Source organism: Halobacillus litoralis (genome assembly GCF_009856415.1).
Taxonomy (GTDB): Bacteria; Bacillota; Bacilli; order Bacillales; family Halobacillaceae; genus Halobacillus; species Halobacillus litoralis_C.
The window spans coordinates 180,301-203,593 of record NZ_WMEZ01000005.1 but is presented as its reverse complement, the minus strand read 5'-3'; the positions used below and the strand labels follow the sequence as shown (position 1 = coordinate 203,593).

Below are 23,293 nucleotides of genomic sequence, written 5' to 3'. Positions count from 1 at the left end.
TTCTAACTTTTGACAAGGAAAAAATTACACTTGGGTCTTGAAATTTCCTTCTCGCTGATGGACACTTAATGTGATAGTTGAAAGCGATTACATATTTAGGAGGTTGTTTAGGATGCTTCGAGGAATCACAAACTTTTTCGACCGGATGGTGCAGCGTTTCTTACCCGATGCGTTTTTGTTTGCCATCATTCTGACACTCGTCGTTTTTGGATTAGGGATTTTCTTCACAGGCAGCTCACCAGGACAGATGGTGCAATTTTGGGGAGATGGATTCTGGAACCTGCTTGCATTCGCCATGCAAATGTCATTGATCGTTGTCACGGGATACATACTTGCGAATACTCCTTTAGTCAAAGCCGCTTTATCTAAAATAAGTACGCTGGCAAAAACTCCAGGACAGGCTATTTTATTAGTTACTTTTGTAGCTGGAGTCGCTTGTGTAATCAACTATGGATTCGGACTTGTAGCCGGCGCACTCCTTGCCGTCCACGTAGCGAGACGTGTGCCGAATGTGGATTATCGCTTATTGATGGCCAGTGCCTATAGTGGATTCATTCTTTGGCACGGAGGGTTTTCAGGATCCATTCCATTGACCATTGCGACAGAAGACCATTTTCTAGCCGATTCGATCGGTTCCATCGCGATTACGGACACACTGTTCAGCGGAATGAACATTTTCATCATTGTGACACTACTTCTATCTCTTCCTCTGCTAAACTTATGGTTGCTGAAATCCAGCGGTGACCTGAGTAAAAACAATCTCGACTTCTTAGAAAATGAAGATAAGTCCGAGCAGCAAATGGCCGCAACAACAGCCGACTTGACCCCAGCTGAACGGATGGAAAACAGCAAGATCATCTCTTACTTGATTGGGGCTCTTGGCCTGGCATTCATCGTATATCACTTTATTAGGAACGGGTTTGACCTCAATATTAATATTGTGAACTTTATCTTCTTATTCCTCGGAATCCTTTTTCATCAGACACCAAGAAGATTTTTGAACAGCGTAAATGACGGAGTGAAAAATGCTGGCGGGATCATCATTCAATTCCCTTTCTATGCAGGCATCATGGGCATGATGGTGGCTTCCGGTTTATCTGAACAGATGTCGAACTGGTTTGTCAGCATTTCAACAGAATTCACGTTCCCGGTGCTCGCTTTCATCAGTGCCGGCATCGTCAACTTTTTCGTCCCATCCGGGGGTGGACAATGGGCAGTGCAGGCTCCGATTATGATCCCAGCGGCGATGGACCTTGGCGTAAGCACAGCCAAAACGGCGATGGCAGTAGCCTGGGGAGATGCGTGGACGAACATGATTCAACCATTTTGGGCATTGCCACTTCTGGCGATTGCCGGACTAAAAGTTAAAGACATCATGGGCTTCTGTGTCATTATTCTGTTTTGGAGCTTCATCCCAATATCCATTGCCCTTCTATTCTTCAACTAAGCCCACAATCTCAGTTGAGGTGCTACGGGAAAAGATAGAGGAATTAAAAAGGATCGCTGTCCAATGGCTGGACAGCGATCCTTTTGGGTTAACCTGTTTTATTATTCTTATGATCTTGCTCACGTATCATTTGCTTCAGCTCATCAAGGTCATTCATAATCTTCGCCATATCTTTACTTTCTTCCTCCGCATGTTCGGAAAGCTGCTGGGCATTGTTGACGATTTCACCAATAATCAGATTCAAAATGATGAAGGCAGAAATAACAATGAAGGAAACGAAATAGACCCAAGACCATGTAATTTCAGCAAAAATCGGACGGAAGACACCACTTGCCCAACTCTCCAGCGTAAACACTTGGAATAATGTCAACGTACTGAGGCCGACGTTTCCAAAGTATTCTGGAGCGATATCTCCAAAAAAGGTGACTCCGATGATCGCATACACATAAAAGATGATTCCCATCAGGATCATGACGGACCCGATGGCTGGAATGGCAAGGAACAAAGCGCTTGTTAGCCTCCTTAGAGAAGGGACAACTGAAATCGTCCTTAATACTCGGAGCACACGCAAAATTCGTAACACACCAACGAAATGAGTATTATATAGCACGAGACTTCCAAATACGATCACAAAGTCGAAAATGTTCCAACCATCCTTAAAAAAGTGGCTGCGATAAACGACAAGCTTTAAAATGATTTCAATCGTAAAGATTGATAAAACCAAAATATCTAAGAATATGAATAACGACTGATAGTTTTGATAAATTCTGTCATCCGTAGAGATTCCAATAATGACAGCATTGATCAAGATAACCGCTAATATAAAGCGTGAAAAACTTTTATTTTCAATGAAATGGCGTAACTTGATTCTCTTCTCCCCGCTTTCTCCCCAATATGACTCTCTCGTCTTTTATATAGGATTTAAGCACAGTCGTCAATCACCTTTAGGCCCACTTTTGGACATCGACACACAATTGCTGATAAGCCTTCGATTCATCCAGCATTTTTTTATCTGCGTACACTTTCGACAACCACCTTAGTGGCTCCGGCGCACTCGGTTTAAGTTCCATTTCCATTTGGAAGCATTCGATTGATTTCTCAAGCTGATGGAACCCGTAGTACAGTTCTCCGAGCTCCTGCATACAATCGAGATCTTCATGAATTTCGTTCATCCGCTCCACTTTCCTCATGAGCGAGCTCTTTTTCTTAAATGCCTTTAGAAAATCATGGACCTGTTCTAGCTCCATCGTTTCAAGCAATCTGATCACAAATGCATCCAGTAGCTTCCGAGTTTGATCGGGATGCTGGGCTGTGATTCGCTTCATGAAAGGAAGAAGGTTTTCGGGAGTTTCGTTGAACCGATTTTCTTCAAGTAAGGCTTCCACCTGCTTGAATTGCTCTTCATTCAGATTTAGCTCCCGTTCTGTGTAGAGGCGTGCCACTGCATTTACATTTTCATTTACTACATGGTTGTGGAAAAGGTCTTCTGTCACTGGTTGGAAGGATGGAATAGCTTGAGACAATTCCTCAAGGATATAGGTTCGGCTATCGCTATCGAAATGCCGGGAGAGAGAGGCTCGATACGATTGATAGCTTTCTGAGGTCGGTTGATTAGAGATATGGGACAGCTGGTGGGTATACGCTTCAATCCAACGGCCTTCTTTTTCCAACAGGCGTTGGTGGTCTTCGAATGATGCACACATTTCCTTAAACAAAGGGTCGCGTTCCATAAGTGTTTGCGATTCTTCTAAGTATAGATTGGCAAGCTTGCGATAAGAGAGGTCATTAGCCATTTCTTTCACAAACCGGTTATTCGGTGCAAAGTCACGCATCACCCGAATCACACGATAAGCAGCGGACATGTTCCCTTCACGACGGTATTGATAAAAGAGAGATTTCATATCTTGGAATAATTGTTTCTTAGGAATGAATGACTCAAAAAAGGTGAGGATTTTCGCTTGTTCCTGCCTGGAGTACGGACGTGCGATTTTCTTTTTCAGCTGGGGATAGCTGTATTTTTGAAGAGGGATATTCGTTTCAATTAAAGCTTGTAAAAATGGATGCGGAGATTCATATACCGTACCTTCCTTGAATGCACAGGCCACATAGGAATGGAGCTTCAGTCGTGTCGTTCGGACGGCCGTTAAATACTTTTGCTTATAAAAGAAAAGCATATGGCATTGGGATTGATCATCAAAAGTTTCCACGAGTTGCATTTGCTCGTAAAAGACAACACGAGATGGAGCGAGCGCTAAATCGTGCTTTTGTTGCTTTACATGAATCGTCATTGGGTTCATCAACATCCGCCTCCCTCTTTTCTTCACTATACCACACCGCACGTTCCATGTTAAAAATAAGTGTTGACCTTCCCAGTCTTAAAGGCTTTAATCCCATACTAATCTTTGTAAAACTGCTGTCATACTCGTAAAAAACAGACCTTTCTCAAAAGTCTGTCAACCCAGGTAAACTAGTAAAATATCTATACTAAGGATTATTATTCCAAAAGATCGTATTGCATGGATTTTTAAAAATCACTGAGATTAAAGGAAGGTAAGGTCAACTTCAAATCTACCAATCTTCTCTTATCATCCTATGGAAATATCATCCTCCTATGTTACAAAAGTTCAGTGGTACGATAGAGTCGTTCCAAAAAACAAAGGTTTCAAGGAGGAATTTTCAACATGATGAAAAAGTCATTGATTGTATCAGGAGCACTCGCTCTATCCTTACTAGCATCACCAGCTACTTCCCTTGCATCCACAGGTGAAGTACAGCAAAACGTACAAGTAGAAACAAAAACGATTCAAATAGATTCCGGTCAATTGAACAACTGGATCACTGAAAATGAAGAAGCTTTAAAGAACAACAATCTTCAACAAGTAGATTTCCAGTCTTTCTTTGATCAATTCGCACAAAAATATCAACAAGCACCACCAGAACAACCGAAACAAGAACAACCCAAACCAGAAACACCTGTAAAGGAAGAACCTAAACAGGAAGAGCCTAAACAAGAAGCACCTGCTCCTCAACCTGAAGCTGAACAAGCTCCAGCACCAGAGCAGCCTGCTGAAGAAGAAGTACAAAAAGAAGAAAACACACAAGAAGAAGCAACTTCTGAAGTATCTGCATTTGAAAAGCAAGTCGTTGAATTGACAAACCAAGAACGTGAAAAGCAAGGACTAGCTCCACTGAAACTAGACACTGAACTAAGTGCCGTAGCTAAAGACAAGTCTCTAGACATGCAGCAAAACAACTACTTCTCTCACAACAGCCCGAATTACGGTTCTCCATTTGACATGATGAAGTCATATGGCATTGACTACCGTACAGCTGGAGAGAACATCGCCATGGGACAAACGACTCCAGAAGAAGTTGTCCAAGGCTGGATGAACAGTCAAGGTCACCGTGAAAACATCATGAACCCTGACTTCACTCACATTGGTGTAGGTCATGCGGAAGACGGTAACTACTGGACACAAATGTTCATCGGTAAGTAATAGAATGATAGGCAGTTGCCACCGGGACTTCCCGGTGGCTTTTTTTGCGCGATCCGACTACTCTTTGGCGCGAAAGGTCATCCTCAAATCGGATGACCTTTCGCTTCATATCGTACAGAAAATCCCCTGATAGATTGGGCTATATCTTTGTAGCGGTAGGCAAATTCCACAAAATTGTGAACGAATGACTTTTTTTCTTTTTTATTTGTCCAAAACCTATTGCAATTAGACTGAATATTCCATAAAATCAATCATAATTTAACTATATCAAATCAAAAGGAAGTGTTCTTTTTGAATACAAAAACGGTGAGTCATCTTTACAATGTCTGCCCCCTTTGCCACGGAACCGGCACTTATCAGGAATATGACGATAGCAAGGCGAATATGATCATGGATCACTATAGCCGAGTGAATCATGCGAGTGAGAAAACCGCTTGGAAAATGGCAGTTGAGGAAACGAGTTACAACACTGAATGTGGACGATGCCATGGGAATGGTCACGTGCTGAACGATGAAGGTAAGCAAATGTACCGTGCACTACAACAGTTCGCTTAAAAGAGAAGTGCCTGCCCGTAAAATGACTAGGCAGGCACTTTTTTATGTCATACTGAAAATTTTCATAATATTTTCCATTAATGTTTTTTTATTCGAAGAGTCCTGTTCTACAGTTTCTTCTGAGGAACTTACATCATTAATACTCTGTTGATCTAGCGATTCCTCTTTAGTGAAGATTTCTTTTTCCTTTGTATACTTCTTGTTAATTCCAAGCTCAGGTTCTTTGACATCCTCTTCAGTTAAATCTCCCCGTTCATTAGGAACATCTTTCTCCTCTTCTTCATCTTTAAGGGGTTCATATTTTTCCACACTTGGTTCTACACTCTCTACTTCTTTGAACTTTTGAATATCCGGGATTTGCTTTTCTTCTTGTGATGAAAATTTATCTAGATCTAATTCTGTTGGAGTTTCGTTTTCTAAGGGTACGTCTTTTCGAGCGTCAGGAGTTTCTTTAGATATATCTGGAACCTTATTACCACTCTTCTTGTTAACATGTAGTGGAGTGTCTGCAGAAGATGGTTTAGGTGCTACATCATTTTTGCTTGGTGGTGTTTCATCATTGTCTTCCGGGTCAGAATAAGACTGTTCTTTTTGACTTTGTTTGTTCAAATCAGTATGTTTCTCTGTTTTTTTCTTCTTCCTTCTTTTATGCACTGGATTACTGATCGGTCGAAAAGATTCTTGTGTTTCGGACAAGTTTTTTAACGAGTGATAAAACCAACTATCTTGATCTACATGCATGGTCTGGGGTTCTTCTTCCACGTTCTTTTCATATGAAGGAATGTCGTTCGTATCATTTTCTTTTGATTCAGGTTCTTCTTCAAAAACTATTTCTTTTCCTTCTTCAGTTATAGTAGCAGGAGTTTCCTTTTCTTCTTTGATCTGTTCTACGTCTTCTTGAGTAGATTGAACAACTTCCTCAAGGCGTTTCATTTTTTCAATTATTTCATCCATCGATTGCTGGAGCTCTCTCGGTAACTCGTTCTGATATTCTGTATACTTCTCTAAAAACTCAAGGATGAAAGCAACCTTTTTATCAGTCTCGTTCAATTGATGATCAAGGTTGCTAACATCATTATCTGTTTGATTTGGCTTGATTTTCTGATTTATATTCTCAAGGCGTGCGGTAAGTGACACAATTTTTTCATCTAATTGTAGAGATTTGTCTTGGTCGAAAGATGCTTCCAATTTTTCCAAACGCTCTGTCAGAACAGATACGTCCTTATTTTCTATATCACTCATATTTTGTTTCATTTCGTCCAGACGTTTTTCAATCTGGTCGAACTGTTTCTGCACATCAGGCTGGGCGTCCAAGTAATTATGAACCTTCTCCAGTACTTCTTTTACTTCTCGATCCGAGTCCGTTACTCTTTGAAAAAGTTCATCTACCTTTTTTGCTTCTTCAGATTGATCCTTCAAAAGTGATTGTATTTTTTCATCAATGGATCTGGTCCATTGTTGTAAATTTTTCGTTGCTGTATTAATTTGTTCAACCTTTACTTCATTGGAGGATTCTGAATCACTCAATTCTTCCAGCGACCCTTTCACCTGTTTCAGTTCCCCGTCCATTTGTTTCATTTGTTTTTGTAAAGATGCAAGGATCGGAGATTGATTCTTATATTTCTCCTCCAATTTTTCTTCTAGAGCAACCGCACGTGTTTCAATATCACTGAAGTGTTGCTTGATCACTGTTTCTGTCGGTAATTGCTTCAGATTTTGCTCTCTTTCCTTTAATTGTTGCTTCAAAGATTCGACCGTTTCTTCTAAACTCTTATTATGTTTGACCTGAATATTATGCTCCGTGTAGAGTTCTCTCATCGTTTTTAATAAATTTTTCTTATTAATGGAAACTTCATGGATGAAATAATTGGAATCTGCTTGTTCTTCCACAAGCCGGTAGAGTTCATCTAAGCTTTGAGTCATTTTTTCCAGTATTCCAGATTGCAACATCTTTTTACCACCCTCACTTTGATACTTTCCCATCTTATGTATATTCTCTAATGATTTTATTGTGAAATACCTATATAAGAAAATCGTTGAGTAAGTTATGGGCGCTCTCACTAAATTTCCTAATTTTTCATAAAATGGGTGAACCACTCATGCCGTAGGCCGGTTCTTTACATAGGATGTATCGAACAACAAATAGGAAAGGAAGATTCATGTATGGATCCAAACATTGACTTGAGTCGTTTTCGCCGGGAATGTATTGATACGAATAAGGTTTTTGATTATGTTATCGCAAGAGGGACTGATGTCCAGGAACTAACTCTTGGTGGAATTACACAAGATGTAATTGATGGAATTTGTGAAGCACTTACTGCCGGAGGAACAGTTCAAAATGTGGAAGTAGAAATTGATTTCGGACTTTTACCAGTTGATGACACAGGATGTACTGCTGAAGGAACAGAAATGGTACCTCTTGATGATGGTGAAGAAATTGAATTAACATTAGTAACCGTTACAAAGAGCGACACTATTCCCATCAATATCACTTTTGATGTCTTTGAATCTGATGGTGTAACTCCAGTGTACGTAGATGTAGAAGCTACAGCAGAAATTGACGGTACTGCAATTTGTGAAGAACCGGTACTGCTTTGCTGTCCAGATCAAGTAGGTTCAGAAATTTCTTGTCGAGTCCTACCAACCTCAACTTTCAGGCTTTTAGGTACCCCTACATGTGTAGATGGGGATGGAGACGGTGCGTTAGATTTACTTTTCAACCTATTATTCACCCTTTGTCAAGAAGTACAATGCTCTGCTCCTGTCAAGCTGGAAGTCTTTGCTCGCCCTTGCGAACCACGTCCGCTAATTCCACTAGGCGATTGCAGACAAGAATTACCGAACCCTTGCCGACGTATTTTCCCAGTAATGGATGAAGACGATAACGGAAACGGTTAAAAATGATGTGTAGAACATTCTTGTTCTACACTTTTACATATAAGCCACATTAAGCCCGATTACTTCATATTATGTAAAACAGGGGGGGAAGTTTATGAACCATAACATTAAAACGATTGAAAAAAAGCTAAATAAGCTTGAAAAAGATTTATTAGAGACAAAAGAACTTCTAAACCAAACGAAACAGACTGCGCTCCACCAAGGAACATTTCATGTTTTTTCTTACTTTAATCACTCTTTAAAACTCTCCAAAAACACAGGTAATCCAAACCTTTATATTTTCGGAAGCTTTCTCATTAGAAATATTGGAGAACAAAACCTTAATCGGCCATATATCTGCTTAAAAATGAACCATACCAAGAATATTTCTTTTTCTGGGAAGATTAGTCCAGAGGATTTATTGGACCGCGCATTCAGTCCTCTTCCCATGCAAACTTGGTATTACATTGATGAGAAAGCTGAGTTGCTTGCACATAAGAAGGGCGAATACTGGCTTCAACCACTTCAATTCCAGCAACTACCTGCAGGTCAATCACTCAGCTTTGCAAACTTTATGATCCGTCTCGACCAGACAAAACTTGATAGTACCTTTAAAGTGGAAGGAGCTGTTTTTGGGGATGAATTAGAGGAAGGACTCCCTGCTTTAAATAAAATTCAGGTGAATATAAGCTAGCTAAAATAATCAATAATAAAAGAGCCATTTCTGTTACCAGAGTTCTTCTAAGGAATACAATCAAAACGAAAATGATCTCGGCCAACTATAACACCGTGAATTATCCAGTGAGAAAAGGCTTGGAAAATGGATACTGAAGATACAGCACGGAATGCGGACGATGCCATGGAAATGGTCATGTACTGAATGATGAAGGCGAAGAAATGTACCAGGCCTTAAAGCAGCTTGCTTAAAAAACAGAATAATGAAACGACTAAAAATCCTGTGTGAATTTCTATCACACAGGATTTTCATTTATAGCAATCCGCCCGTTTTTTCAATATCCACTTCTACATCCAACTTGATCTTCATCTCTTTATACTCTTTCTCCCAGTCGAGACGCTTCCATTCCTTCGGGTACTTCGACGCTATTTCCATCCCGATTCCTAACGGGTCACTATGGACTTCCTGAAGAATTGTTATGACTTCCTCCATTCTTTTTGTTATAACTTCGTCTGCATGTGCCTCCAAACCTTTAAGGTCTGAATCTCTGAGTGGATTCCCGTTAATCTCTGTTTTGATTTTAAGATCGATGGTGCTCGTAAACGTCCCGTCTTTGGAGACTTTAGTATTTAGTTCTCTCTCTAGCCCCATGATGGATAAACGATACGTCTTTTGGGGATTTTTTTCATATGGAATAAAAATATCTCCGGTAAAACCTAGATCGTCTTGCATAAGCATTAAAAGGGTAGCCTGCTTCGTATCCAAATCCTTCCCTGTGTATTTATCTTGATCAAAAAGAGCTAAACCGGTGATCTTGGGCAAGTCATCCTCTTTTTCCACAAGCGGGAGGACAGGGTCCATTCTTTCATCGCCCATTTTATTCCATAACGTGAATAAAGTTACTTTTGGAAGGAGTGTGTTCTTTTCTGCTGAACGAACACCGTTCAAGACACGAAATGCAATTGGACTTTCGTCATTATTAATACTTAGAACTTCTAATGCTTTCCCTTTCACTACGACCACTTTCGAAGGCAAGTACCCGAGATTCCCACGATAAAAGGACTCCAGTAAAGGACTGATTCCTTCTTTCGAGAGCTCATCGCCTATAAAAATGATGAATGTTTTCGTAACATCCAGACGTCCAGGCACATAATTCTTAATCTCATGCCCAAGTTCGTCTGTGGTAGGTCCTTCTGTGGTTAACAACTCATCTTTGACTTCGATTTTTCCTCCGCCCTGAGATTGAATGTTAAGAGCACGTATGCCTCCCTTAATAAGGTTTGGGTCTTCTTCAGAAAGGTCAAAGCTGATGCCGTTAATGAGTCTCCGGTCGCTTAAATTTTCCTGATCCCAGCAGCCGGCAAGCAAAAATAGGGATATAATTAGGAATATACATTTTCTCATGCGTTCACCTTCTTCTTTTTCAAAAGATAGGATAAGAGGGTTAGCAAGAAAGGAAGAAAGAATACAACAGCATATATGGTGTATTTCAAGATTTGTTCATACAGTTGAAAAGCTTGTTCATCATATGAAGCTGAAACAACCAGTAGATAAATGATCCCCCCGCTTATAAAAACAGTCCGTTGGAAAGGCTTCCCTTCGTTCGCAATACTTTTACTGCTAATCAGTAAATAAATGATCACTGATGCCGTCATGGGACTGAGCCACATAAATACAAACAATAGGTCGATACGGTCAACGGTTCGAAATGATAGAGATCGCATCAAATAAAGGACGGGCTCCCTTATCTGCTTCAGGACATCCGCACTGAAAACCATCACACAAAGAACAATGACAACAAAATAAATCAGCGTAATCGTAGCGTTGGAGAGTGAGACGGTACGTAATAGTTTTGAATGTTTCATATGGACATACGGCCCGATAAATAACATCAGTTCAAATCCTAATACCGCGAACAAGTCCACCTCAGAACTTTTGATAACCTTTAGGAATCCTGATTCGCCAACCGGCATCAAATTCCGTACTTCAAGAGGGGTTTGAAATAGAATAAGCAATAAGAGGATAAAGACCGGTATGAGCACCACAGATAGTACAACTAAATAACGAGCAACGACCGGGTAGTCCTGAACGACTAAATACATGCTTAGTGCAATGATTAATAAGGCAATGGCCCATACAGGTGTGAAAGGGAGCAGCCAGTTGTTCACCAAATTCACGAGAAGGATCATAGAATACGTACCAATGATTAAAAAGCCGATATAGTTAATTGTATTGATGGCTTTTCCAATATACGGACCTGTAATGAGCACGGGAATTTCATGATAGGAGGTACCTGGAAACCGTTTGATTAGAAGCCAATAGATAATCAATGTAAGTTGAACAAGCACACCAGCAACAAGGACGGGCATCCAGGCATTTTGTTCCACTTCCTTCTCCAATAAATTGGGCAGCGAAAGAAGACCAATGCCCAACTGTGCTTGAATGATCATCAAATAAATTTGAAATTTCGACAGCAACCGCCCGTTAATCATTGAACTTCCTCCTAGCTTGGAGATTCCCCGTTTTTATTTGGCTTACGAAGAACAAAATCCCCCATTTCATTGGTTTTTAATGGAGCTAAAGGGGCGAAATAAGGTTCTCCAAACGATTCCAGTTTGCACAAGTGAATGATAATCGCCATTAAAATGATGGCGATTCCGAATAAACCAAACAAAAAGGCCGCAACCATCGAAACAAAACCGAGCAGCCGGGAGATAACGGCCATTTGGTTAAACGGCGCAGCAAAAGAGGCGATGGCTGTGAGGCCGATAATAACAATCATCGTATTCGATACAAGGCCTGCTTCCACCACCGCTGTTCCGATAACAAGACCTCCAACGATTCCGATTGTCTGCGCAATGGGGGAAGGAAGACGAATGGCCGCTTCCTTTAATATCTCCAAAATGATCTGCATTAGAAATGCTTCTAATATTGGGGGAAAAGGCACATATTCAATCGACGTTCGAATGCTGTACAACAGCCCAAGCGGTAAAATTTCCGGATGAAAACTAACGATTGCGATATACATAGCTGGAAGTGTGACGGCAATCAAAAATGAGATCAAACGGAGAATTCTGAAGAACGACCCGACAATCCAATGCATCGTATAATCATCAACGGATTGATAGAAAGCAAAGAAAGTCGTTGGCAAAACCAATACTTCCGGTGTCCCATCGACAATGAGAACGGCTTTTCCCTCAAGCAAATAAGAAGCAGCACGGTCCGGTCTTTCTGTGCTTAAGGCCTGAGGAAAAGGAGAATGCTTGTTATCCTGAATCACTTCCAATAGGGCTGTCGAGGTCTGCAATTCTTGAAGATCGACGCTGTTTAATTTTTCTTCAATATGATGTATAACCTTCTGATCAATGACCTCGTCTATGTACATGAGCGCAACGTTTGTACCAGTCAAATGACCAAACACATATTTTTTCATTTTAAAGGAAGGGGCTTTGATCCTTTTTCTTAAAAGCATCATATTTGTAGCCATCGATTCTCCGAATCCATCGTGAGGACCGCTGATGATATGTTCAGAATCAGGTTCTTTAATGGCCCGTTTCTCCTCCACAGGTACAGAAGCTAAAATGGCTTTTTCTTCCCCTTCTAACAAGAGGGCGCAGCTTCCGCTTAGGAGTTCAGAAACGAGTTTGTGAACCGTACCTGTCTGCTTTTCCTCAGAAACCTGAAGAGATTCCAGGGCATGTTTGACTTTGCTTGATTTGAGAGGGCGAATGATATAATCCATCACCTTATCTTTGGCGACAAGTGAATTGATGTAAAGGAGTTGACCGCGTTTATGACCAAAGACAACCGATTCTACGACTAAATCTTCCGTATGATAAAAAGCCCGTTGAATAAGCTCAACATTTTGATTCAAATTATCAGTAAGAAACAGTTCTTTGCCCTCGATCTTTGACATAGGTATCCTCCTCCCTATAACATTCACTACTCTTATCTTGTTACGCGAGAAGAAATTTATGCCATAGACAGGCGGATCGTATTTCATTGAAATCCATCGGACTATGTGCCTGAATATGTTGCAGTTGAGCATTTATTTTGAAACTGAGATAAAAATCACTTAACCTTAAAATCATTAGCTAAAGAAGGGTGGATTCTATATGTTATTTGATTCCTATAAACTAGACAGCAAAAAATTGGACAACCGTTATGTCGTTGCACCGATGACTCGTATCAGTGCCGAAGCAGACGGCCGTGCCAATGACCGTATGAAAAGATATTATCAGCGTTTTGCCAAAGGTGGATTTGGTGCCATCATTACGGAAGGCATCTATCCAGATACGATCTTCAGTCAGGGATACAACAATCAACCCGGGATTGCGACCGATATCCAGGCAGATGCATGGAAACCGATTGTGAATGCAGTTCACGATGAAGGAAGCATCATCATCGCCCAGCTCATGCATGCCGGCGGACAAAGCCAGGGAAATGCGTACACCGATGAAACCATCGCCCCTTCTGCTATTCCACCAAAAGGAGAGCAATTGGGATTTTATGGAGGGTCAGGTACATTCCAGACGCCTCGTGCGATGGATGACCAGGACTTTTTAGAGGTAAAAGAAGATTTTGTTGCGGCTGCACGCCGTGCAAAGGAAGCTGGTTTTGATGGAGTGGAAATTCACGGAGCCAACGGCTATCTTCTGGATCAATTTTTAACCGATTACTTAAACAAGCGAGAGGATGAATACGGGGGATCTGTGGAGAACCGTCTGCGTTTTGTATTGGAAGTCGTGGATGAAATTCTCGCAGAGGTTGGTGAAGACTTCATCATCGGGATCCGCATCTCTCAAGGGAAAGTCGCCGACCAAACGCACAAATGGGCTGGTGGTGAAAAAGAAGCCGAGCAGATCTTCGGTGCATTAGGAAAAACGGGACTGGATTACATTCACGTCACAGACGGCGATGCGACGGCACCTTCCTTCGGTGAAGGATCCAAGACACTTGCTGGTGCAGCTAAGACTTATGGCGGAATCACCGTCATCGCCAACGGCCAACTTCAGGACCAGGAAAGTGCCGAAAACCTTATCGACTCAGGACAAGCCGACCTTGTTTCCATCGGCACAGGAGCCCTTGCCAATCCTGACTTACCGAACAAAGTAAGAGACAATGTTGACCTGAATGCCTTCGATTTTGAAAAGACCTTGTTACCACAAGCAGAAGTCAAAGACCACGAACTCGAGGCTTCCATCAGAGAATAAACATCAAAAAAAGACCCGGTCACTTGTAAAAGTCGACCGGGTCTTTCCTATGTTCTTAGTCATTTAATAATCTGCACTTTTCGCACCATACGCCCTTCAATCTCCAACACTTTGAACGTCAGATTGTCTTGTTCCAATACATCTCCTTCGGAAGGAAAATCATTGAATTCCTTGATGAGATAACCCGCAAGCACGTCTTCCTCTTCCGGAATCTCTGTATCAAAAATTGAATTCAGGCGGCGCAACGTGATTTTACCATCACAAATCAATTCTGTTTCAGAGATTTTTTCAATAATCGAATCACTTTCTACATCCATTTCATCTTCGATTTCCAAACCAATCATTGCTTCAATGACATCTTCATGGGTCAGAACGCCCTCGGTTCCCCCATACTCGTCCAAAACAATCGCCATGTGCTTCTTCTCTTTCGTCATTTTCCTAAACACCCATTCAATCTTATGGAACTCATAGACAACCAGCGGATCTTTGTACATATAGTCCATAAACGGCTTTTCCGGTTCCATCGCCCACGAAATCAAATACTTCGAATGGAAAACGCCGATGATATCATCCATATCCTCCCCATAGACAGGGTAACGGGTGAATGGGTGCTGCACGACCATGTCACGGACTTCCTCGAAGGTAGCTTCTTGATCAATCGCAATCATATCGACACGCGGTGTTTTCAGCACATCTTTTACATTCAAATTATAAAAATCAAGCACACCTTTGATTCGGTGGGATTCTGCTTCATTGAACGTCCCCTCCGAGTCTGCAATGTCCACCATCGTACGAAGCTCTTCTTTTGAAATGGAAGATTCATTCGCCTGACCTTTTGATAAGGCGTTGGTTATAAATCCTGTTAACCGGTTCAAAACAATGGTAATGGGCTTGAAAAGGATCACAAAAAAACGAATGACTGGGTAAACAGTCAAAGCGATACGGTCTGGGAAAGCAGCGGCCACCGATTTCGGAATGACCTCTGAGAAAATAATAATGGTTATTGTCAGAATCGCAGAAGCCAGTCCTACACTGAACCCATATTGAATGGCTAATGTAGTCACAAGCGTCGGCAAAAGAATATTAGCGATATTATTCCCGATTAGAATCGTAGTGATGAACTCACTGGGGTGTGAGAGTAAATCTAGTAATTTACCTGCTTTTTTATCGTCTTTCTTCGCTCTCGATTGGAGCTTCATTTTGTTAGCTGCCGTAAGAGCCGTTTCACTCCCTGAGAAGAAAAGCGAAACGAACAGCAAAAAGATGATCGCAATGATCACGGGGCTATTCCTCCTTGAATGATGGACACATGATTAAGTAAGCTGTTCCTATTCTCGTGTGACCTTTTGAAAAAAAATACACACAAAACGCCAGTAGCATCTATTGTACACTACATCCTTTTCCCTTAGAAGAAATATGAAAACTACCCCCTTCCGTTTACTGAAGGAATCAGTCTTGAAAAACCTTCGGATGAACTTTTCTATGAAACCTTTCATTGAAATGACACGTAAAGGATAAGGAAAGCAGGTGACGTAAATGAAGAAAATAATATGGAGCGTGTTTTTGTTTACCCTTCTTTTATTCATCCCCATCCAAGTATTTGCGGTTGAGTTTACGATCGAAGAAACGAATATCCATGCGAACCTGAAGTCAGATGGGTCCGTGGATGTGAAAGAAACGCACACGTATGAATTCAACGATGATTTTAACGGCATCACCCGTACGCTTATCCCGAAAGAGACCTCTTCCATTACAGGTGTAAAGGCTACTGAAAACGGTTCAGAGCTTCCCGTTGAACAAGAGGATAACCTCTATAAAATCTACCGGAGCGGCTCGGATGAAACCGTAACCATCGACCTTTATTACACAATCAACGGTGGTGTCGAAGTGTTTGAGGATGTCGGTCAGTTCTATTGGCCATTTTTTGATAAAAGTAATGAATCGACCTACGAGAACCTAACGATTACGGTTGAACCTCCGGAACCTGCGGAAGTTTTGGCCGCTTACGGATTTGATGCTGCTTACGATACAGAAACAACGACCTCGGACGGAAAAGTCATCTTTGATTTAGGTAAAGTCAGCGATGGAACGAATGGAGATATCCGCGTCGCCTATGAAGCTTCTCTCTTTTCTGAGGCACCTGTCACGAGTTTTGAACCCATGTTAAAAGAGATTCAAGAAGATCAAGTACAATTGGAACAAACCATAGCAGCAAGAGCAGAAGCGAGAAACTTTTGGGATAACTTTGCCGTTTATTTTCATAGTGCTCTCATTCTCGTAGCGGCGGTGCTGGTCATCTATGCCCTCCGTAAAAGGCATGAAACTGTGCGGGAAGCAAAAAGGCAAAAAAGCAGTACGGGCAGCTTTCCTAAAGAAAAGATGAGTCTGCCTGCGATGATGCTTTTTACCAATCATGGACAGTTGCCGATATCTGCATTGACAGCTGCTCTGTTGGACCTGGTACGTAAGGGGAATATCGAAAAGATATCCGAACAAGAGTTTAAACTGAGTCATCGACAAACCGATTATCCACACGAACAACGATTGATTGAATGGCTTTTTGATGAGATTGCAGATTCAGAATATCTTCATTTAGAAGACATCGAAGCCTATGCAGAGGAAAAGGCCAATCACGAGAAGTATCAATTGAATCTAAGTGCATGGCAGGAGAAAGTCAAACAGGAATTTCGCGAGTACGATGTCAGGGAAACAGCACACAGCCCTCGCTGGGTAGCAGGTGCAGCTGCCTTTACGACGCTTCCATTCATCGTTTTGTTCCCGTTTTATGACCTGTTCCTATGGATGTTTTTTTCTATTCTGCTTTTCACCTTTTTCCTCAGCTTCAGCATCGGTTACCGACCTCTGAACGTGGAAGGACGCAAATTGAAAGAAGAATTAAAACCATTAAAAATCAGCGATCAATGGAAAGAGTGGGAAAAAGAAGACCAAATCCTCGCCCTTCTTTACCAGGTCGGAATGAGAAAACGAAACCTATCCCATAACACCCCTGCTCCCCTATCGAACTCTAGTGATGACTGGATCATGTTCCTGGCTCTCAGCGTAGCGGTGCAAACGAGCTTTGAAAGGGCAGGTGCTCACGCCTCTGTTTCTGCCTCTACAGGGGGCATTAGTGCCGGAGGTGGCGGCGCAGGAGTCGGTGGCGGTGGTGGCGGATCAGGTGCCTTTTAAACCATTAAAAACTCTACTTCTGCTCCAGTAGAGTTTTTTTATTTCTCTTACATATTATTCCATTCATACACATCAAAAAACCAGACCTTTTAAAGGTCTGGTTTTTAATCGGGTCTTACAAGTTAACTGTAACTTCTGCTTCTTCACGAAGGCTGTCAACGAGTTTTTGAGTGGCTTGTCCTTCTTTTTGACGAGTCAACTGCTGTTCAATCGTTGGTTTTGCTTCTTCATAAGATGGAACTTCTTGTTCTGTATCCATTTTTTCTTGCTGCTCTTTCATTTTGTCATAAGCTTCTTTGATTTCTTCTTCTGAAGGCTTCACATCGCCAGCTTCTTCAGCAATCAGCTTATCAATTTTAACTTGCGTCTTAACTTGAGACTTTACTTCCTTCTCGCTCATCCCTTGTTCTTCCAGCGCTGCAAGAAATTCATCAGCAGAACCGACTTGCTGTTGCTTTGCCAACTCCTCAAGGGTCTGATTTACTTCTTTTTCAGAAGCTGTAAATTCACGGTTATCCGCTTCCTGCATCAACAGCTCTTGTCCAACCAGGCTTTCGGCTACTTGCTTCTTCAATTGATCTTGATCAAGTTCTTGACCTGTCATTTGAGACTGCATCGCTGCTTGTTGGAACTGCCCTTTATAAGTCGTTTCGAATTCTTCTTTTTTAATTTCTGTACCATTTACACTAGCGACAACTTCAGGGACACCTTCAAGATCTGGCTTAGGTGCTTCAGGTTGTTCACCGGATTCTGCTTGTTCTGTTTCCTCTTGTTTTTCCTGTTCCTTATTATCAGATGCGCCTTCTTCATCGTTACCGCAGGCAGCTAGTAAAGAAACGAACGCTACAAATAGTAAACTTAGTAACCACTTTTTATTCAATGTCATTTCTCCTTTATTCATCGTTGTGTTAGCCATTGTAACACGGAACGACCGTCTGTAAACACACCGATATCGGTGGTCACAAACCCATTTACACATAAAAGGTACGAAGAACACTGTCACGACAAGGCTTCTTCAAGGAATATTTTGTCTTTGCTACAAATGTGGAAAATTTGTGGAAAGAAAAAAAGGATTTCATCAGCGGATGACCGGTGTACGTACTCCTTTCATCCAATCAAGAAGAAACGGCGCCTGATGAGGGTTCAGAAGATTCTCTTGAATATCATCAGCATGGAAAAAAGCCTGCTCCTTACTCTCGTGGTTCGTTGCCAGCTTTCCTTCATAACACGTACTTCGAAAGACAATTTGCACGCTGAACACTTTGTCTCCATTCTCATAAGTAGCAAATCCACTTTCACCGGAGTATATGCCAAACAAATCGAGTTCTTTCAATTCCAGCCCGGTTTCCTCCTTCACTTCCCGTTTGACTGCCGCATCGAAGGTCTCTCCAATTTCAAGAAGGCCGCCCGGAATGCCCCACACTCCATGATCCGAACGTTTTTGCAGCAGAATACGACCATTGGAATCTTCAATTATTGCACCACAACCGACAGTCAGCAAGGTTTCGTGGCCGATCATCTGACGCATTGTCTGGATATAGTCATTCATTCGGTGACCTCCTCTCCACCTTTTGAGCAAAGAGCAGATGGAGAATGGAATTGAACTGATGGACTTTCACATCGTATCCGTGACTTTCCCACCATCTGATCAAGCGAGAACGATCAGCATAGTACTCATCTTCAATTGCCTCCACCGCTTCTACATTTCCTGATTCTTGATAGGTGCGGAGAACGTCCTCCCTGTCCGACGCATCCCTAAACATTAAGTCTGCAATCACCACTCGCCCCTTCTCACCTAAGACTCGATCCATCTCAGCAAGGGCAAGCTCCTTCTCCTCATCTGTTAAATGATGAAGCGCGTAGCTCGAGACAACGAATTCCGTCTCTTTATCATTTAATGGGAGAGAAAGAAAATGACCAAGACGCGTTTCCGTTTCAGGATGCTTCTTTGCACACATCTTCAACATTTCCTTAGACTGATCAACAGCAATCATAGAAATACCTTGGCTTAGAAAAAGTCCGGTCAGGTTCCCTGTCCCTGCCCCTATATCTACGCCACGTTCACCTGATGATGCATTCACCCATCTATGCGCCTTCGCTAGAGCTTCTTCATAATGCTCATGTACATTAAAACGATACCCCGTCGTTTTAATGTTATTATCATAATCCTCCGCCTGATCGTCAAAATTCCAACGATCCTTCCAGCTGGTTCTCTTTACTTTTAAACCTTTCAACTCACGTGCCATATTCATCATTTGCTCCTCCTTCCCTGCCTGTCCACTTCTACCAACCATACAGTCTATCGTTGCCACCATATCTCTGATCTGAATCATCTCTTCATAAAGCAATGAACGCTGGGTGTGTAGATAATCCGTAAAATCATCATTTTGCTCCAATGCCTTTTTAATTTCCTTCGTAGATAAGCCGACCTCCCTCAAAGCCAGGATGGTACGCAAATCCTTGACCTCTTCCTCTGTGTACATACGATAGCCATTGCTCGCTTTTCCCGGTGAAATCAATCCTTTTTCTTCGTAAAAACGTATAGTTCTTGGCGTTGTTTCTAATTTTTTCGCTACTTCAGTAATCTTCATGAAGCAATCCCCCTTTTCAAATCCCACTATAAAGGGTAACGTTACGTAAAGGTAAAGTGTATTTTCAAAAATCTTCCCTGAAAATGATACTCCCTCAAAAACGACTAATAATCTAGTTCTCCTGCACATAAGCTTTTAGAGATTAAGTGAGAGAGTGTCACAATTTTCGGATAGCAGTTGAAAATCACTGTGAGCTTTTATAGTATAATGGTAACAAACAGTTTCATAGCTTTGATTTCCGTAGAGGAGTGAGCAAATGTTAAAAGAATCTGACTTTCCCACAGAAGAATTAAGAGACCAATGGATCAAGGTACGGAATAAGAAACTGGAGGAAATGGCCCAGTTCATCCAAAGATACTTCCATCTAACAAAAGTCAGAGAAAACCCGGGCAGTTATGAAGTTCAGGGCTATTTCTATCAACCTGGATTTGGTGAAGTACGCATGGCGTTCGAATTCAGTTACGAGAACGTCGCCAAATTCACGGATCTATTTGATGAGCCCATTGAAAAATAAGAAATAGAAAAAGACCCATCACTGGGTCTTTTTTTCTATCCTAAAATTCAAAGAGTTAAAGAAACGCTCCCGATTGTGAGACTCAGTTTCGAGACTTTTGTGTGAGTTTAGGGGCTGCGGGGAATGACTCGCCCACGGAAAGCGAACCTTTTCCCGGAGCCCCTAACCTCCAATAAAAGTATCGAAATCAAGCCTTACACAATCCTGCCATATTCTTTAATGGCAAAGCTTTGTGCTTATTACATAGCCATCGATTGAGTTAAAAGAGCACTTGCTTCTGTTTTGCTTAACGGCTTACTGAATACATACCCTTGATATTCCGCACACCCGCGACTGCGGAGGTAATCCAGCTGGACTTCCGTTTCTACCCCTTCTGCAATGACACTTAACCCGAGCCGATCCGCCAATTGGATAACGGTATCCACAACCGCTCGGTCCTTTTCATTCTCATGAATGGTCTGAATAAATGAACGGTCCACTTTCAATGTATCTAATGGAAAGTCTTTCAAGTAACTGAGTGATGAAAATCCTGTTCCAAAATCGTCCAATGCAAGTTGAATCCCCATTTTTTTCAACCGGTTCATCACCGGGAGTGCCTGTGTGGAATCCTGTACAATACTTTCAGTAAGTTCGATTTCCAAATGTGCAGGTGCTACTTTCGTTTGTTTAAGAACGCTCTCGACGGTAGAAACGACGGTCGGATCCATGAACTGGATGGCTGATAAATTGACACTGATTCTTTCTAGGTCATGGCCTTCATCCATCCATTGCTGATATTGGCGACAAGCTTCAAGTAAGATTTTCTCTCCGAGAGGAACGATCAATTTCGTCTCTTCTGCCAGAGGTATGAATTCATCTGGGCGTATGAAACCGAATTCTGGGTGGTTCCAGCGAGCTAGGGCCTCAAAGCCAATAATTTCCCCTGACCTCACGTCCACTTGCGGCTGATAATACACATCAATCCCCTCTTGCTCGATGGCTTTTCTCAGCCCGTTTTCCAGTTGGAGTTTCCGAGTGATATGCTGATCCATTTCTTCCGTATAAAAACAATACTGCCCTCCACCATCCTGTTTCGCCTGATACATTGACGTATCAGCCCGCTTGATGAGCAGATCGGGAGTGGTCCCATCCTCTGGATAGAGACTGATTCCAATTGACCCTGAAATGTAAAGATCTCTATCTTCTATTTTAAATGGAGCAGCAATTTCCTCTATAATCGACTCAGCGATGCTTTTCGCCCCTCCCACACTTGTGTCTGGGAGAACAATGATAAACTCATCTCCGCTCTGCCTGGCCAAGAGGTCGCCTTCAGTCAAATGGTATTTTACACGTAAAGCCCCTTCATTCAGCAACAAGTCACCCATCCGGTGTCCATAAACATCATTGACCTGTTTGAATCGGTCAAAATCCAAAAACATGACCGCAATTTTTTCATGCACGTCCTGAATATACCCAGCCAAATGTTCATACAGAGCACGTCGGTTAGGTAAATGGGTGAGGTCATCTTTGTAAACCAGTTCTCGGATACGCTCTTCATTTTCGATACGCTCGGTAATATCCCGGATAATGCCTGTAAAATAGGTCCTTCCTTTGTCTTCAACCGTCGATAAGGAAAGTTCCATAGGAAAAGTAGATCCTTCTTTATGTAAACCTTCAAGTTCTACGGTCTTTCCGATTACGCGGGCATTCCTGGTTTGATTATATCTCTCTATGCCTTGTTGATGCGCATTCCTATAGTGTGCGGGCATCACTTTCGTTAAAGGCTCACCAATCATTTCTTCCGCCCTATAACCGAACGTTTGCTCAGCGGATTTGTTCCAAGCCAGAACTATTCCTTTTTCATCCGAAGTTACGACGGCATCGTTGGCGGATTCTAATATGGAACGATACATTTGGTTCGCCACTTCAAGACGTGTGTTTGTCGTTTCCATTTCCGTATCAAATTTAATCAACACAATCAAAAATCCGATGGTTGCGATCACTCCGCCAGCAATCATCCAGGCAAGCATAGTCGGATCCACAACGGGACCACTGATCGCAGATTGGCTGCTTCCTTCCATAAAAAAGGTAGCCGATTCCATCCCCGTATAGTGCATGCCGGAAATGGCCATCCCCATAAACGTTGAACTTCCCCATACTTTCCAGTGATCCTTTTCGTTATCGACCTTCCCTTTTTGTGCATACAAGGAAAAGAGACGTAACCCTACAAAGGAAACAGCTAACGCAATAGCTCCCGACACCGCCACCAGCCATGGATTGTATTCTATGAAGGCGTTCATCTTCATGGCATCCATACCGATGTAATGCATGGACACGATGCTCAAAGCAATCAGCACGGCTCCCGTAAACCGCCAGATCTTCTTATCCAATCCTTTACTGATAATAAAAAAGGCGGTGAAACTGGAAGCAACAGCAGCTAATATGCTTAGTACAACTAATGCAACGTCGTACACCACAGGCATACCCATGTCGTAAGCAAGCATGGCAATAAAATGCATCGACCAAATGCCGCCACCGAAAGTCAGACTTCCTAGTGTCAGCCATTTATATCTTGTCCGCTGAACGGAGGCCATCCTGTTCACAATTTGTAAGGCTGTATAAGAAGACAAGATGGACACGACTACTGACAAAAGCACCAACCATCCGTTATACTCACCGACCACTTCCATTATTTCCACATCCATCCTTTTTTCGACATCAGTATTTCTTCCCATTATACATCACCCCCTATGAA

19 protein-coding genes are annotated in these 23,293 nt (G+C 42.1%); 8 read left to right on the top strand and 11 right to left on the bottom strand.

The genetic code is table 11. The features are described from left to right. Positions 1-112 precede the first annotated feature (112 nt). Entirely contained in the window at positions 113-1,447 is a 1,335-nt protein-coding gene (locus tag GLV98_RS13940; protein WP_160916243.1) for a short-chain fatty acid transporter, read from the top strand. Positions 1,448-1,535: 88 nt separating this feature from the next. On the opposite strand, the gene GLV98_RS13935 is transcribed toward GLV98_RS13940, so the two are convergent. Then, positions 1,536-2,315, bottom strand: a complete 780-nt coding sequence (locus GLV98_RS13935; RefSeq protein WP_160916348.1) for an ion transporter — start codon at positions 2,313-2,315, stop codon at positions 1,536-1,538. Positions 2,316-2,391: 76 nt separating this feature from the next. After that, complete coding sequence (locus tag GLV98_RS13930; RefSeq protein ID WP_160916241.1) at positions 2,392-3,744, bottom strand: hypothetical protein; 1,353 nt, start codon at positions 3,742-3,744, stop codon at positions 2,392-2,394. 384 nt (positions 3,745-4,128) lie between these two features. Here GLV98_RS13930 and GLV98_RS13925 point away from each other — a divergent pair, with 384 nt between their 5' ends. Both GLV98_RS13925 and GLV98_RS13920 read left to right on the top strand, forming a co-directional pair. Beyond that, on the top strand, positions 4,129-4,944 hold the full coding sequence (locus GLV98_RS13925; RefSeq protein ID WP_160916239.1) for a CAP domain-containing protein: 816 nt from the start codon (positions 4,129-4,131) through the stop codon (positions 4,942-4,944). 291 nt (positions 4,945-5,235) lie between these two features. After that, on the top strand, positions 5,236-5,499 hold the full coding sequence (locus tag GLV98_RS13920; RefSeq protein WP_160916237.1) for a hypothetical protein: 264 nt from the start codon (positions 5,236-5,238) through the stop codon (positions 5,497-5,499). A 42-nt stretch (positions 5,500-5,541) separates the two neighbouring features. Here the strand turns inward: GLV98_RS13920 and GLV98_RS13915 are convergent, their stop codons facing one another. Then, positions 5,542-7,389: a hypothetical protein gene (locus GLV98_RS13915; RefSeq protein ID WP_160916235.1), complete on the bottom strand. Its 1,848-nt coding sequence runs from the start codon at positions 7,387-7,389 to the stop codon at positions 5,542-5,544. A 273-nt stretch (positions 7,390-7,662) separates the two neighbouring features. On the opposite strand from GLV98_RS13915, the gene GLV98_RS13910 reads away from it, so the two are divergent. Both GLV98_RS13910 and GLV98_RS13905 read left to right on the top strand, forming a co-directional pair. Next, positions 7,663-8,397, top strand: coding sequence for a hypothetical protein (locus GLV98_RS13910; protein ID WP_160916233.1), 735 nt, complete (start codon positions 7,663-7,665; stop codon positions 8,395-8,397). A gap of 94 nt (positions 8,398-8,491) precedes the next feature. Continuing rightward, positions 8,492-9,070, top strand: a complete 579-nt coding sequence (locus tag GLV98_RS13905; RefSeq protein ID WP_160916231.1) for a hypothetical protein — start codon at positions 8,492-8,494, stop codon at positions 9,068-9,070. Between the two features lie 294 nt (positions 9,071-9,364). Here GLV98_RS13905 and GLV98_RS13900 read toward each other — a convergent pair whose 3' ends face one another. From GLV98_RS13900 to GLV98_RS13890, 3 genes are read right to left on the bottom strand one after another with little or no spacing between them, the layout of a single operon-like run. After that, complete coding sequence (locus GLV98_RS13900) at positions 9,365-10,456, bottom strand: Ger(x)C family spore germination protein (RefSeq protein ID WP_160916229.1); 1,092 nt, start codon at positions 10,454-10,456, stop codon at positions 9,365-9,367. Beyond that, complete coding sequence (locus tag GLV98_RS13895; RefSeq protein WP_160916227.1) at positions 10,453-11,544, bottom strand: GerAB/ArcD/ProY family transporter; 1,092 nt, start codon at positions 11,542-11,544, stop codon at positions 10,453-10,455. Before GLV98_RS13895 ends, GLV98_RS13900 begins: the two co-directional genes overlap by 4 nt. A gap of 11 nt (positions 11,545-11,555) precedes the next feature. Beyond that, the gene (locus tag GLV98_RS13890; protein ID WP_160916225.1) at positions 11,556-12,968 is read right to left on the bottom strand and encodes a spore germination protein; all 1,413 of its coding nucleotides are present in this window, start codon (positions 12,966-12,968) and stop codon (positions 11,556-11,558) included. 199 nt (positions 12,969-13,167) lie between these two features. Between GLV98_RS13890 and GLV98_RS13885 the strand changes: the two genes are divergently transcribed. Beyond that, positions 13,168-14,265 (top strand): NADH:flavin oxidoreductase, encoded by a 1,098-nt coding sequence (locus tag GLV98_RS13885; protein ID WP_160916223.1) that lies wholly within the window; start codon positions 13,168-13,170, stop codon positions 14,263-14,265. A 59-nt stretch (positions 14,266-14,324) separates the two neighbouring features. On the opposite strand, the gene GLV98_RS13880 is transcribed toward GLV98_RS13885, so the two are convergent. Then, positions 14,325-15,545 (bottom strand): CNNM domain-containing protein, encoded by a 1,221-nt coding sequence (locus tag GLV98_RS13880; protein WP_160916221.1) that lies wholly within the window; start codon positions 15,543-15,545, stop codon positions 14,325-14,327. 256 nt (positions 15,546-15,801) lie between these two features. Here GLV98_RS13880 and GLV98_RS13875 point away from each other — a divergent pair, with 256 nt between their 5' ends. Next, a complete protein-coding gene (locus GLV98_RS13875; RefSeq protein ID WP_160916210.1) occupies positions 15,802-17,454 on the top strand; it encodes a DUF2207 domain-containing protein in 1,653 nt (550 codons plus the stop codon). Between the two features lie 115 nt (positions 17,455-17,569). Here GLV98_RS13875 and GLV98_RS13870 read toward each other — a convergent pair whose 3' ends face one another. From GLV98_RS13870 to GLV98_RS13860, 3 genes are all read right to left on the bottom strand, one after another. Then, positions 17,570-18,340: a SurA N-terminal domain-containing protein gene (locus GLV98_RS13870; protein ID WP_160916208.1), complete on the bottom strand. Its 771-nt coding sequence runs from the start codon at positions 18,338-18,340 to the stop codon at positions 17,570-17,572. Between the two features lie 192 nt (positions 18,341-18,532). Continuing rightward, positions 18,533-19,003 (bottom strand): NUDIX hydrolase, encoded by a 471-nt coding sequence (locus GLV98_RS13865; protein WP_160916206.1) that lies wholly within the window; start codon positions 19,001-19,003, stop codon positions 18,533-18,535. Beyond that, entirely contained in the window at positions 18,996-20,045 is a 1,050-nt protein-coding gene (locus GLV98_RS13860; RefSeq protein WP_160916204.1) for a MerR family transcriptional regulator, read from the bottom strand. The genes GLV98_RS13865 and GLV98_RS13860 overlap by 8 nt, the downstream gene beginning before the upstream one ends. A 256-nt stretch (positions 20,046-20,301) precedes the next feature. Here GLV98_RS13860 and GLV98_RS13855 point away from each other — a divergent pair, with 256 nt between their 5' ends. Continuing rightward, on the top strand, positions 20,302-20,559 hold the full coding sequence (locus GLV98_RS13855) for a hypothetical protein (RefSeq protein WP_160914068.1): 258 nt from the start codon (positions 20,302-20,304) through the stop codon (positions 20,557-20,559). A gap of 239 nt (positions 20,560-20,798) precedes the next feature. On the opposite strand, the gene GLV98_RS13850 is transcribed toward GLV98_RS13855, so the two are convergent. Continuing rightward, on the bottom strand, positions 20,799-23,273 hold the full coding sequence (locus GLV98_RS13850; RefSeq protein ID WP_160916202.1) for a bifunctional diguanylate cyclase/phosphodiesterase: 2,475 nt from the start codon (positions 23,271-23,273) through the stop codon (positions 20,799-20,801). Positions 23,274-23,293 lie beyond the last annotated feature (20 nt).

Excerpts from the sequence above, each read along its gene's own strand:
- GLV98_RS13855 (WP_160914068.1), top strand. The coding sequence starts at position 20,302 with ATGTTAAAAGAATCTGACTTTCCCACAGAAGAATTAAGAGACCAATGG.
- GLV98_RS13940 (WP_160916243.1), top strand. The coding sequence starts at position 113 with ATGCTTCGAGGAATCACAAACTTTTTCGACCGGATGGTGCAGCGTTTC.
- GLV98_RS13870 (WP_160916208.1), bottom strand. The coding sequence starts at position 18,340 with ATGACATTGAATAAAAAGTGGTTACTAAGTTTACTATTTGTAGCGTTC.
- GLV98_RS13885 (WP_160916223.1), top strand. The coding sequence starts at position 13,168 with ATGTTATTTGATTCCTATAAACTAGACAGCAAAAAATTGGACAACCGT.
- GLV98_RS13895 (WP_160916227.1), bottom strand. The coding sequence starts at position 11,544 with ATGATTAACGGGCGGTTGCTGTCGAAATTTCAAATTTATTTGATGATC.
- GLV98_RS13910 (WP_160916233.1), top strand. The coding sequence starts at position 7,663 with ATGGATCCAAACATTGACTTGAGTCGTTTTCGCCGGGAATGTATTGAT.
- GLV98_RS13900 (WP_160916229.1), bottom strand. The coding sequence starts at position 10,456 with ATGAGAAAATGTATATTCCTAATTATATCCCTATTTTTGCTTGCCGGC.
- GLV98_RS13925 (WP_160916239.1), top strand. The coding sequence starts at position 4,129 with ATGATGAAAAAGTCATTGATTGTATCAGGAGCACTCGCTCTATCCTTA.
- GLV98_RS13850 (WP_160916202.1), bottom strand. The coding sequence starts at position 23,273 with ATGGGAAGAAATACTGATGTCGAAAAAAGGATGGATGTGGAAATAATG.
- GLV98_RS13865 (WP_160916206.1), bottom strand. The coding sequence starts at position 19,003 with ATGAATGACTATATCCAGACAATGCGTCAGATGATCGGCCACGAAACC.
- GLV98_RS13905 (WP_160916231.1), top strand. The coding sequence starts at position 8,492 with ATGAACCATAACATTAAAACGATTGAAAAAAAGCTAAATAAGCTTGAA.
- GLV98_RS13930 (WP_160916241.1), bottom strand. The coding sequence starts at position 3,744 with ATGAACCCAATGACGATTCATGTAAAGCAACAAAAGCACGATTTAGCG.
- GLV98_RS13890 (WP_160916225.1), bottom strand. The coding sequence starts at position 12,968 with ATGTCAAAGATCGAGGGCAAAGAACTGTTTCTTACTGATAATTTGAAT.
- GLV98_RS13875 (WP_160916210.1), top strand. The coding sequence starts at position 15,802 with ATGAAGAAAATAATATGGAGCGTGTTTTTGTTTACCCTTCTTTTATTC.
- GLV98_RS13860 (WP_160916204.1), bottom strand. The coding sequence starts at position 20,045 with ATGAAGATTACTGAAGTAGCGAAAAAATTAGAAACAACGCCAAGAACT.